Origin of the sequence: Sphingomonas sp., from assembly GCF_048594985.1 — a bacterium.
GTDB lineage: Bacteria > Pseudomonadota > Alphaproteobacteria > Sphingomonadales > Sphingomonadaceae > Sphingomonas_I.
Genome location: NZ_JBMDXG010000292.1, coordinates 16,050 through 25,995 on the forward strand (window position 1 = coordinate 16,050; position 9,946 = coordinate 25,995).

At 67.9% G+C, this 9,946-nt stretch carries 12 protein-coding genes; 6 read left to right on the forward strand and 6 right to left on the reverse strand.

All coding sequences use genetic code 11. The features are described 5' to 3' along the window. Nucleotides 1–7: 7 nt before the first annotated feature. Nucleotides 8–733, reverse strand: coding sequence for a metallophosphoesterase family protein (locus ACOJSF_RS11860; RefSeq protein ID WP_420142405.1), 726 nt, complete (start codon nt 731–733; stop codon nt 8–10). Between the two features lie 94 nt (nt 734–827). On the opposite strand from ACOJSF_RS11860, the gene ACOJSF_RS11865 reads away from it, so the two are divergent. After that, entirely contained in the window at nt 828–1,172 is a 345-nt protein-coding gene (locus ACOJSF_RS11865; protein WP_420142406.1) for a DMT family protein, read from the forward strand. Here ACOJSF_RS11865 and ACOJSF_RS11870 read toward each other — a convergent pair. The 3 genes from ACOJSF_RS11870 to ACOJSF_RS11880 are packed head-to-tail and all read right to left on the reverse strand — an operon-like array spanning nt 1,153 to nt 4,861. Beyond that, nucleotides 1,153–2,172: a glycosyltransferase family 4 protein gene (locus tag ACOJSF_RS11870; RefSeq protein WP_420142407.1), complete on the reverse strand. Its 1,020-nt coding sequence runs from the start codon at nt 2,170–2,172 to the stop codon at nt 1,153–1,155. The genes ACOJSF_RS11865 and ACOJSF_RS11870 overlap by 20 nt on opposite strands. Further along, nucleotides 2,172–3,743 carry an alpha-amylase family glycosyl hydrolase gene (locus ACOJSF_RS11875; protein WP_420142408.1) on the reverse strand — a complete coding sequence of 524 codons (1,572 nt, stop codon included), beginning with the start codon at nt 3,741–3,743 and terminating at the stop codon, nt 2,172–2,174. The genes ACOJSF_RS11870 and ACOJSF_RS11875 overlap by 1 nt, the downstream gene beginning before the upstream one ends. Then, nucleotides 3,740–4,861 carry a glycosidase gene (locus ACOJSF_RS11880; RefSeq protein ID WP_420142409.1) on the reverse strand — a complete coding sequence of 374 codons (1,122 nt, stop codon included), beginning with the start codon at nt 4,859–4,861 and terminating at the stop codon, nt 3,740–3,742. Before ACOJSF_RS11880 ends, ACOJSF_RS11875 begins: the two co-directional genes overlap by 4 nt. Before the next feature lie 75 nt (nt 4,862–4,936). Between ACOJSF_RS11880 and ACOJSF_RS11885 the strand changes: the two genes are divergently transcribed. From ACOJSF_RS11885 to ACOJSF_RS11900, 4 genes are all read left to right on the forward strand, one after another. Next, nucleotides 4,937–5,143, forward strand: a complete 207-nt coding sequence (locus tag ACOJSF_RS11885; protein ID WP_420142410.1) for a DUF2945 domain-containing protein — start codon at nt 4,937–4,939, stop codon at nt 5,141–5,143. 79 nt (nt 5,144–5,222) lie between these two features. Next, nucleotides 5,223–5,480 carry an SWIB/MDM2 domain-containing protein gene (locus tag ACOJSF_RS11890; protein WP_420142411.1) on the forward strand — a complete coding sequence of 86 codons (258 nt, stop codon included), beginning with the start codon at nt 5,223–5,225 and terminating at the stop codon, nt 5,478–5,480. 178 nt (nt 5,481–5,658) lie between these two features. Further along, nucleotides 5,659–6,117 (forward strand): MucR family transcriptional regulator, encoded by a 459-nt coding sequence (locus tag ACOJSF_RS11895; RefSeq protein ID WP_420142412.1) that lies wholly within the window; start codon nt 5,659–5,661, stop codon nt 6,115–6,117. 149 nt (nt 6,118–6,266) lie between these two features. Next, complete coding sequence (locus tag ACOJSF_RS11900; protein WP_420142413.1) at nt 6,267–7,490, forward strand: TCR/Tet family MFS transporter; 1,224 nt, start codon at nt 6,267–6,269, stop codon at nt 7,488–7,490. Between the two features lie 7 nt (nt 7,491–7,497). Here ACOJSF_RS11900 and ACOJSF_RS11905 read toward each other — a convergent pair whose 3' ends face one another. Then, nucleotides 7,498–8,112, reverse strand: coding sequence for a J domain-containing protein (locus ACOJSF_RS11905; protein ID WP_420142414.1), 615 nt, complete (start codon nt 8,110–8,112; stop codon nt 7,498–7,500). A gap of 13 nt (nt 8,113–8,125) precedes the next feature. On the opposite strand from ACOJSF_RS11905, the gene ACOJSF_RS11910 reads away from it, so the two are divergent. After that, nucleotides 8,126–8,413, forward strand: a complete 288-nt coding sequence (locus ACOJSF_RS11910; protein ID WP_420142415.1) for a BolA family protein — start codon at nt 8,126–8,128, stop codon at nt 8,411–8,413. A gap of 23 nt (nt 8,414–8,436) precedes the next feature. Here ACOJSF_RS11910 and ACOJSF_RS11915 read toward each other — a convergent pair whose 3' ends face one another. Further along, complete coding sequence (locus ACOJSF_RS11915) at nt 8,437–9,903, reverse strand: M23 family metallopeptidase (protein ID WP_420142416.1); 1,467 nt, start codon at nt 9,901–9,903, stop codon at nt 8,437–8,439. Nucleotides 9,904–9,946: the final 43 nt, after the last annotated feature.

Sequence of the window (9,946 nt, forward strand, 5' to 3'; positions counted from 1 at the left end):
CAGGCTTTCATGCCATCGTGCGGACGCCGGCCTCGATCGCGCCGCGAGCGACATGGATCTCGTTGAACGACGGTGGCGTGGTCCGCACCCGTTCGGACAGCGTGCCTGCCCCGATCAGACGAATGGTTCGCCCCTTGTGATGGTGCACGACATCGAACGCATCGTGGACATGGCCGCTCAGCACCGCGTCGGCTCCGGCCTCCGCCAGCGCGGCCAGCGCCGCCGCGCCGCCGTGCGTATCGCCATGGCCCGTGAAATCGGTACGGATCAGCGGATGATGCGCGGTGACCAGCGCGATCGTCCCGGCCGGCTTGGCGGCGAGCACCGCACACGCGGCGCGTAGGCCCGAGCGCGACACACGACCGTGCGACAGGTTGCGCAACTGGAAGCGCGCGGTCGTCTTGAGCGGGACGATCGCGACGCCCGGCAACGTCAGCGGACGATCGACCGCCGCCTCGACCGCGCGGAAACGGCGATAGGGATCGAGCAGGCGCGCCAGCGGATTGAAGTAAGGCAGATCGTGATTGCCGACCTCGATCGTCACCGGCACGCCCAGCGCCTTCAGCCATTCGCCCGCCGCCGCGAATTCCTGCGAACGGGCGCGCATGGTCAGGTCGCCGGTGCAGATCACCGCGTCGGGCCGCTCGGCGCGCACGACATCCGCGAACCAGCGGATCGCGGCCTGGTCCTCGCGCCCGAAATGCAGGTCGGAGACATGGAATAAACGGGTCATATCGGGGGAGCGCGTCGTAGGCGACGTGGTTCCGCGCTCTTTCCCGCGCGGCATCGCCTTTATAGGGGACGGCGTTTCAGGCTGGAGTCGGCACGTGCCCCCTATCGTCCTCGTCCTCCTGCTGCTGGTCGCATCCAACAGCTTCATGATCACCGCGTGGTACGGGCACCTGCGCTATCCGCACGCGCCGTTATGGATCGCGGTGGTCGGATCGTGGGCGATCGCCTTCTTCGAATATTGGCTGGCGGTGCCCGCCAACCGCTTCGGCCACGCCAACGGCTTGAGCGCGGGACAGCTCAAGATCATGCAGGAATGCGTGACGCTCATCGTTTTCGCGCTGTTCGCTCTGCTGGTGCTGAAGGAGCCGGTGAGCTGGCGCTACGGCGGCGCGTTGCTGTGCGTGATGGGCGCCGCCGGCTTCATGTTCGTCGGTCGCTGAGGATCCGTTCGTAGAGCGCCAGATAGCGCTCGGCCATGCGCTCGACGGTGAAATGCCGCTCGACCGACCGGCGGCATTCGGCACGGTCGATCTCGTCGATACGCGCGATCGCGGCCACCGCCTCGTCGAAGCTTTCGACCAGAAAGCCGTTGACCCCGTCCTCGATCAGCTCGGGCATCGATCCGCGCGCATAGGCGATGACGGGCGTTCCGCATGCCATCGCCTCGACCACCGACAGGCCGAACGGCTCGTCGAAGCCGATCAGGTGGAGCAGCGCCTTGTGGCCGCCCAGCGCGCGCGTGCGGGCCTCCCCGCCTAGCGGACCGTTGAAGACGATCTGCTCCCCGTCGACATGCGGCTCGACCTCGCGCGCATAATAGCCGTCATCCTGGATGATCCCCGCCATGGTCAGGCGGTGGCCCGTCGCCTGCGCGGCGCGGATCGCCTCGGCCGCGCCCTTGTCGGGATGCATGCGGCCGAAGAAGAGCAGGCCGTCGCCGCCCGCCGCGTCGAACGGAAATTCGCCGAGGCGGATGCCATGGTGGATGGTCGCGGCATAACGCAGGTCGGGATGGCGATCGGCATCCGAGATCGCGACATAGTGGACGCGATCCTCGTAGCGCTTGAACACGGGCACGATCCGTTCGGACGAGAAGCCGTGGATGGTGGTCACCTGCGGCGTGTCGACCAGGCGGGAAAAGGCGAGCGGCACGAAATCGGCCTGGTTGTGGATCAGGTCGAACTCGCCGGCGCGTTCGAAGACGTTGGAGACGTGCAGCATCTCCATCACCTTGGCGTCGAGCGTGCGATCCTCCGAATAGCCGGCGGGCACGACCGCCGCGAGCGTGCCGGAGGTTTCGCTGTCGGCCGTGGCGAACAAGGTCACGTCGACTCCCTTGGCGACGAGCGCCTCGCTCAGCAGGCTCGTCACCAATTCCCACGGGCCGTAATGGCGGGGCGGGGTGCGCCACGAGATCGGCGCGAGCATCGCGACGCGCATCAGGCGGCCCCGCCCGACAGGACCACGCCTTCGTCGGCGGCGAGCGTGCCGTCGAACGCGGTGCGGCCAAGGGTCGACAGGAGGACGGGCATCGCGCCCAGGGCGGTGGCCGCCGGGGCGGTGCCGAGATTAAGCGCGATCACGAGTCTGTCGTCTCCCTGAAGTCGTTCATAAATCAGTACCTCCCCCTCCGCCTCGATCAGGCGGATCGAGCCGATCGTCAGCGCGGGATGCGCGCGGCGCAGGCGGAGAAGGTCGCGATGAAGCGCGAGCATCGACATCGGATCCGCCGCCTGCGTCGCGACGTTGCGCGTCCGCCAGTCGGGCCCGAGCGGCAGCCACGGCTCGGCAGTCGAGAAGCCGGCATGGGGCGATCCATCCCACGGCATCGGCGCGCGCACGGGATCACGCCCGAAGCCGAGGCCGGGTTCGCGCAGTTCGCGCGGATCCCGCACGCGATCGGCGGGCACGGCCACGTCGGTCAGCCCGATCTCGTCGCCATAATAGAGCGTCGGTGTGCCGCGCAGCGTCAGCAGCAGCATCGCCGCGACGCGTGCCTGGGCCGAACCGACCCTGCTCGCAATACGCGGCCGGTCATGATTGCCGAGCACCCAGTTGGGCCAGCCGCCGGGCGGCAAGGCCGCCTCATAGGCGGCGATCAGGCGGTGGAGCGCGCGCGCATTCCACGGCGCCTCGATCAACTGGAAATTGAAGGGCAGGTGCACGCCCTCCCCGTCCTTGCCGTAATAGGCCATCAGCCGTTCGAACGGCAGGTAGATCTCCCCCACCAGCACCTTGTCGCCATAGCTGTCAGCCAGCGCGCGCATTTCGGCGGCGATCGCGAACACTTCGGGCTGGTCGGTCGAATGGAGCTGCAGCACGCGGTGCATGTCCGCCATCCCCTCGCGCCAGTCCGGATTGGCGGGATTGTCGGGGAAGTCGGCATGCTTGATCATGTGCCAGAGGATGTCGACGCGGAAACCGTCCACCCCGCGATCGAACCAGAAGCGCATCGCGTCGAGCATCGCCTGCCGGAGCGCGGGGTTGCGCCAGTTGAGGTCCGGCTGCTCGGTCAGCATGGCATGGTAATAATATTGGCCGGTCGCCGCGTCCCATTCCCACGCCGAACCGCCGAAATCGCTGATCCAGTTGTTGGGCGGGCCGCCGTCGGGCGCGGGATCGCGCCAGATATACCAGTCGCGCCTGGGGCTGTCGCGCGAGGCGCGGCTTTCGAGGAACCAGGGGTGCTGGTCGGACGAATGGTTGGGCACGAAGTCGAGCAGCAATTTCAGCCCCCGTGCGTGCGCGGCGGCGAGCAGCCGGTCGAAATCGGCGAGCGTCCCGAACAGTGGGTGGACGCCGGTATAATCGGAAATGTCGTAGCCGAAATCGACCATCGGCGACGGGACGATCGGGGAAATCCAGATCGCATCGATGCCCAGCGTCACGAAATGGTCGAGCCGCGCCTCGATCCCCGCGAGATCGCCGACGCCGTCGCCGTTCGTATCCTGGAAGGAGCGGGGATAGACCTGATAGATCACGCCCGTCCGCCACCACGGCGCCTCGCTCATGCGAAACGCGCCTTGGGGATGTGCGTGATGCGGCAAGCGAGATCGGCCTCCCCGCTCGCCACCACATAGTGATCGCCCGCATCGGCGATGCCGGTCGAGAAGACCACCTCGGTCGGCAGATACAGCTGGTGCGCGACCGGTGCGGTGAGCGCGGCATTGGCCTCCAGTAGCGGCGTCTCGTCCTCGATCCGGAGGATGCGCCATGGCTCGTCGCGGTCGAGCAGCGCCCAGAAGCTGCGATAGACCCCCACCTTCGCGCGCGTTTCGACCCCGTGGTAGATCATCAGCCAGCCTTCGTCGGTCAGGATCGGGGGCGTGCCGCCGCCAAGCTTCATCGAGGCGATCGAATTGCGGCGCGGGCGCAGGAACGGATGGTCGACCGGCTTCCAGTGCAGTGCGTCGGGCGACTGGGCGAGGTTGATCGACGGGCCGCCGATATAGTCGCTGTCGGGCGGATAGGCGAAATAGACCTCGCCCAGCGGGCGGGTGAGCGCCATGAAATGCTCGCCGACCATCCCCTCGAACAGCAGCATGTCCTTGTTCTGGTGGTCGAGCACAATACCGAGCAGGCGATAGTCGAGCCCGTTTTCGGAAACGTGGAGCGTGGTCGAATGCCGCTCGGGCGCGACCGAACAGGTGGTCATGTACCACCGGTCGCCGACGCGCGAGATGCGCGCATCCTCGACCCCGTAGCATTGATAGGGCGCGGCCGGAGCGATCGCGCGGTCGTAATGGAAGGCGACGATCTCGGTCCCGGCCGCGTTCAATTCGACCGGGAGCAGCCACGACAGCGAGGTGAGCGCGAGGTTGCGGTAGATGCTGCCCGGCACGTCGAACTGGCGCGGATCGCTCATGTTGACGCCCGCCAACAGATGGGGATCGAGGACATAGCCATCGGGGGTCCAGCGGATCGCGTGGACGTGATCGCCCTCGACCGGCTGTTCCAGCGCCTCGGCCACGCGGACCATCAGCAGCAGATTGCCGTTGGGCAGGCGCGTCATGCCGGGATTGAACGCGCCCAGCACATAGGTCGGCACGTCCAGGGTCCCGCGCAGCGGCGAGCGGGCCAGATTGATATCGCCTGGCACGACGATCAGTCTGTCGAAACCCGCATTCATGCCCGCCTCCCTGCTCCGTCGCGCAACCAATTCACGCCGCGGCGATTGGGTCCGCACCGATCGAGGAGAGAGAGCATGGCGGGCGCGGTTCGCAAAGGCGACAAGGTCAGCTGGAAGAGCCACGGCGGCACGGCGCATGGCAAGGTCGTGAAGAAACAGACCGCCCCGACCGAGATCAAGGGACATCATGTCGCGGCATCGCCCGACGATCCGCGCTACATCGTCGAAACCGACGAAGGAAAGCGCGCGGCGCACAAGGCGAGCGCCCTCAAGAAGGAATAGCCCGCAGGGCTTGCCAAATCCTCCTTCACGCAGGATAGCGGGCCAGCCTTGAGAGAGGGGCCTCAGAAGGAGGAATTATATGGCACAAGCTGCTAAGACGGGTGGTATTCACAAGCCCGTTACCCCGTCCGCCGAGCTGGCGGCTGTTGTTGGCGACGGTGCGATGCCGCGCAGCGAGATCGTCAGCAAGCTGTGGGAATATATCAAGAAGAACAGTCTGCAGGACAGCAAGGACAAGCGCCAGATCAACGCCGACGCCAAGCTGGAGAAGATCTTCGGCAAGAAGAGCGTCAGCATGTTCGAGATGAACAAGCACGTCTCCGCGCACGTCAAGTAAGCGGTCCTAGACATCATTGGATCAGGAAGCGGGCTCGCGCGGATGCGCCGGCCCGCTTCTTTTTTGCCATGAGCTGTTGGACGCGGCCCGAAAAAGACCCATTTGCGACCGCCAGACGCTCGCCTGCGCCGAAACGATCTGCTAGTGGCCCCGTAAATCTTTCCAAATCGAGGCCGAAATGTCAGCGGACAACCAGATCGATCTGCTTACCCTAACGACCGATATCGTTGCGGCGCATGTCGGGCATAATCGCGTCGCGGTGTCGGAGCTGGCTGATCTGATCGCCCGCGTGCATGGCGCGCTTTCCACGCTCGGCGAAACTTCGGTTGAGCCCGAACAGACCGAACAGAAGCCGGCCGTATCCATCCGCGCATCGGTCAAGCCCGATTATATCGTCTGCCTCGAAGATGGTAAGAAGCTGACGATGCTGAAACGCTATCTGCAGACAAATTTCGGCATGACGCCGCAGCAGTATCGCGCCAAGTGGAAGCTGCCGGCCGACTATCCGATGGTCGCCCCCAATTATGCCGAGAAGCGTCGCGTCCTCGCCAAGGAAATCGGGCTCGGCCGGAAGAAGGGCGAGGCCGCGCCCGCGTCGCGCCGTGGACGGCGCAAGGCCGTGAAGGATCCCGCCTGATCGCTGCGGTTCCGGCGTTGCCGGGCGCTGACCAAGAGCAACGTGCCCGGGCCGACGCGTCCAAAACGCCGCAGCCCCTTCGCGATCGCCGGATAATTCGCTAGGAACCGGCGGCGGGGGCGTTCCCCGCTTCTGTCGCGCAGGTGTTCATGGAAAGCGTAACCGCGCGCCGCGCCGTGCGCTTTGTGGTCTTGGTCGTGCTGATCGATGCGATGGGGTTCGGCATCATCATGCCGGTCCTGCCGCGCATCGTGATGGATCTGGGACATGTCGGGCTGGCCGATGCCACGCGGATCGGCGGCTGGCTCGGCATCGTTTATGCCGGTGTTCAATTCCTGACCGGGCCGCTGATGGGCAATCTGGGCGACCGGTTCGGGCGCCGGCCGGTCATCCTCGGCTCGCTCACGGGCTTTGCCGCCGATTACGCGCTGATGGGGTTCGCGCCTTCGCTCGGCTGGCTGTTCCTGGGCCGCGCGCTGGCGGGCCTGTTCGGCGCCTCCTACGGCCCGGCGGGCGCGGTGCTCGCCGATGTCAGCGCACCGGAGGACCGGGCGCGCCACTTCGGAATGATCGGCGCGGCCTTCGGCATCGGCTTCGTGCTCGGCCCGGCGATTGGCGGCCTGCTCGGCGAATGGGGCGCGCGCGCGCCGTTCCATGCCGCCGCGTTGCTGGCCGGGATCAACGTGCTGATCGGGCTGTTCGCCTTTCCCGAGACGCTCGCACCCGGCAACCGTCGCCCGTTCCGCTGGGCGCGCGCCAACCCGATCGGGGCGCTGGTCTCGCTGCGTCGCGCGCCGGGCGTGCTGCCGGTGGCGTTCGCCATGTTCTGGTGGAATCTCGCGGGCATGGTCTACCCCGCGACCTGGTCCTTCTTCGCGATCGCGGCGTTCGGCTGGTCGGCCGGCATGATCGGCGCGTCGCTCGCCTGGGCGGGAATCCTGATGGCGGTGGCGCAGATGCTGCTGGTCGGGCCGATGGTGAAAAGGTTCGGGGAGCGCCGCGCCGCCGCGATCGGCATTGCCGCCGCCATAGCGGAATTCCTAGCCTATCTTTTCATCCGCGACGGTTGGCTAGTGTTCCCGGTCATGCTGGTGCTCGCGATCCAGAGCTGCGTCATGCCGGCGATGAGTGGGATGATGTCGCGCCGCGTAGGCGCCGATCAGCAGGGCGAGCTGCAGGGGTTTACCGGCAGCATCGCGGCGATCGGATCGGTCATCGCGCCGGCGGTCTACAATCCCGCGCTCGCCTTCTTCACCGGGGGCAGCGCGCCGTTCTACCTGCCGAGCATCGTCTTCGTGCTGGCGGCCGGCGCGGGCCTCGTCGCGCTCGTGACGGTGATGACCACGCCGCGCGCGCATTGGCGCGACGCCTAGCGGGCCGTCAGACGAAGGCAGGCGCCTTCTTGAGCTGGTCATAGGCATCGATCACCTGACGGAGCTGTCCCTCCTGGCTGCGATCGCCGCCATTGCGGTCCGGATGGTAGCGGCGGACGAGTTCGCTGTAGCGCTGGCGCAAAGCGCGGCGGTCGGCATCGGCGTCGAGGCCCAGCACCTTGAGCGCGCGGCGATCGGCGTCGCTGAGCGGGCGGCCGTCCTGGCGCGGCTGCTGCCGCCCGGCGCCGTAGCGCGCCTGGATCGCGTCGAGCGGATCGACGAAGTCGGCCCAGCGCGGCGTGCCGCCCGCCCCGGCGGCGAAGGCGCGCGTCTCGCGCTCCCATCCGGCATAGGGGCGCTGCTGCGCGGTGATCTCGTCGGCGGTCATGCCGTCGAAGAAATTGTACGACGCATTGAACTGGCGGACATGATCCAGGCACAGCCAGCGCCAGTCGCCCGGCCCATCGGCGCCGGCGCGCGCGCCGCGTTCGGCCGGCGCGCGAAACTCGCCCGCCTCCGTGCAGCCCGGCACGCTGCACGCGCGCCCGCCGGGAATGCGGCCGTGGAAGCGCGCCTGTCTGGGTTTGGCCTCCGCCAAGGATGATTCTCCCTCAAAACGCATTTATATAGGGGCGATGGAGCAACATCCCACCGGCCCGGTCGCGGCCGAAATCGCGCAGCGTCTGCGGGCCGCCCTGTCGCCCGAACGGCTCGCCGTGATCGACGACAGCGCGCAGCATCGCGGCCATGCCGGGCACGATCCGCGCGGCGAAAGCCATTTCACGGTCGAGATCGAGGCGGCTGCCTTCGCCGGGGCGTCACGCGTCCAGCGGCACCGGCTGGTCAATCAGGCGCTGGGCACGCTGCTGCGCGAGCGGGTGCACGCGCTGGCGATCAAGGCGCGCGCGCCGGGCGAGGGCTGAGGGGCGGCCTGCCGCCCGCCCCGTCAGGAGCCGTTGGCGATGCGGACCGAGGTGAGCCGCGCGAGCGTCGCCTTGAAGCGCGACAGCTCCGCGCCGACGAGCTTGGCGGCCTCGACGAACTTCACGCTCGCCGGGTTCACCGCCACATTATTCTTGAACACCTCGAAATGGAGGTGGGGGCCGGTGGAGATGCCGGTCGATCCGACATAGCCGATGACCTGCCCCGCGCTGACCGTCTGCCCCGATTTGACCTTGATGCGGCTCATGTGCGCGTAGCCGGTGCCGAGCCCGCCGGCATGGCGGATCTGCACATAATTGCCATGCCCGCCGTGCCAGCCGGCGAAATTGACCGTGCCGGCGGTTGCCGCGACGATCGGGGAGCCCATCGGCGCGCCGTAGTCGATCCCCTTGTGCATCCGGCCATAGCCCAGCACCGGATGGAAGCGCATCCCGAACTTCGACGTCATGTGGCCCGACACCGGCATCTTCATCGTGCCGCGCGTCTCGCCCACGCCCGCCGCGTCGAAGAATTGTTCCCTGCCGCCCTGCGTCCATTTGAGCAGGCGGAGCGTGCGCTTGCCCTGTTCGACGCCCGCATAGAGCAGCCCGCCCGTCTCGGTCTCGCCGGTCGCGGCGCGGCGGTGCGCCACCACCATGTCGAAACGGTCGGTGGAGCGGAGGCTGCCGACCGACAGATGCTGGCCGATCGCGCGCAGATAGGACTGGATCGCGCTGGCGGGCGCGCCGGCCGCGCGCGCGGCGGCGAGCAGACTCGACCCGACCCGGCCCACCAGCCGCAGCGGCGTATCGTCGACCGCGATCGGCACGCGCTTGACGCGGAAGGCGTCGCCGTCGCGCTCGATTTCCAGCGCCAGTTCGAACTTGGCGCGGAAGGCGAGGCTGTCGAGCGGGCGGGCGACGCGTTTGTTGGGGCGGCGGCCGAGCGTCATATCGAGCTTGGTGCCCGATTTGATGTCGGACAGCGGAACGACGCGCGCCACGGCGGCGGCGACCGCGCGCGCCTGATCCTCGCTCACGCCATTGCGCTGGAGTACGCGCGCGAAGCCGTCGCCTGAGCCGAGCGTCGCGGTGACCTGGATCTGCGGACGTTCGGGCGTATCGGCCAGTCGCTCGACCAGCGGCGTCGCCGCCATGCGCCGGCCGGTATCGGCGCCGAACGCCTGGGGCGTGATCGCCTGCGCGCGCATCTGATCGGCCTGCGCGGGCGCGAGCGGCGCCGCGACGCCGCCCGGCAGCGCGTGAAATCGTGGCGCGAACGAGACGGCGACGGCGCACAGGGCGGTGCAGGTCGCAAGGCCCCGCCACCAGTCGCGGCTGCCGATGCGCTGGCCGAGATCGACGACCAGGTCGAGTTCGGCGGCGCGCGCGATACCGTGACGGAGATAGGCCCGGCCGAGGCGGCGCGGGCGCGCGGCGGCTGGCAGCGCGATCGCGCCCCCGCCGAATCCTTCGCCTTCGGGCAGATACATCCCCGTTTCCCGTTCCAGCCCTGGGTCATCCCCGGTCTTGCCG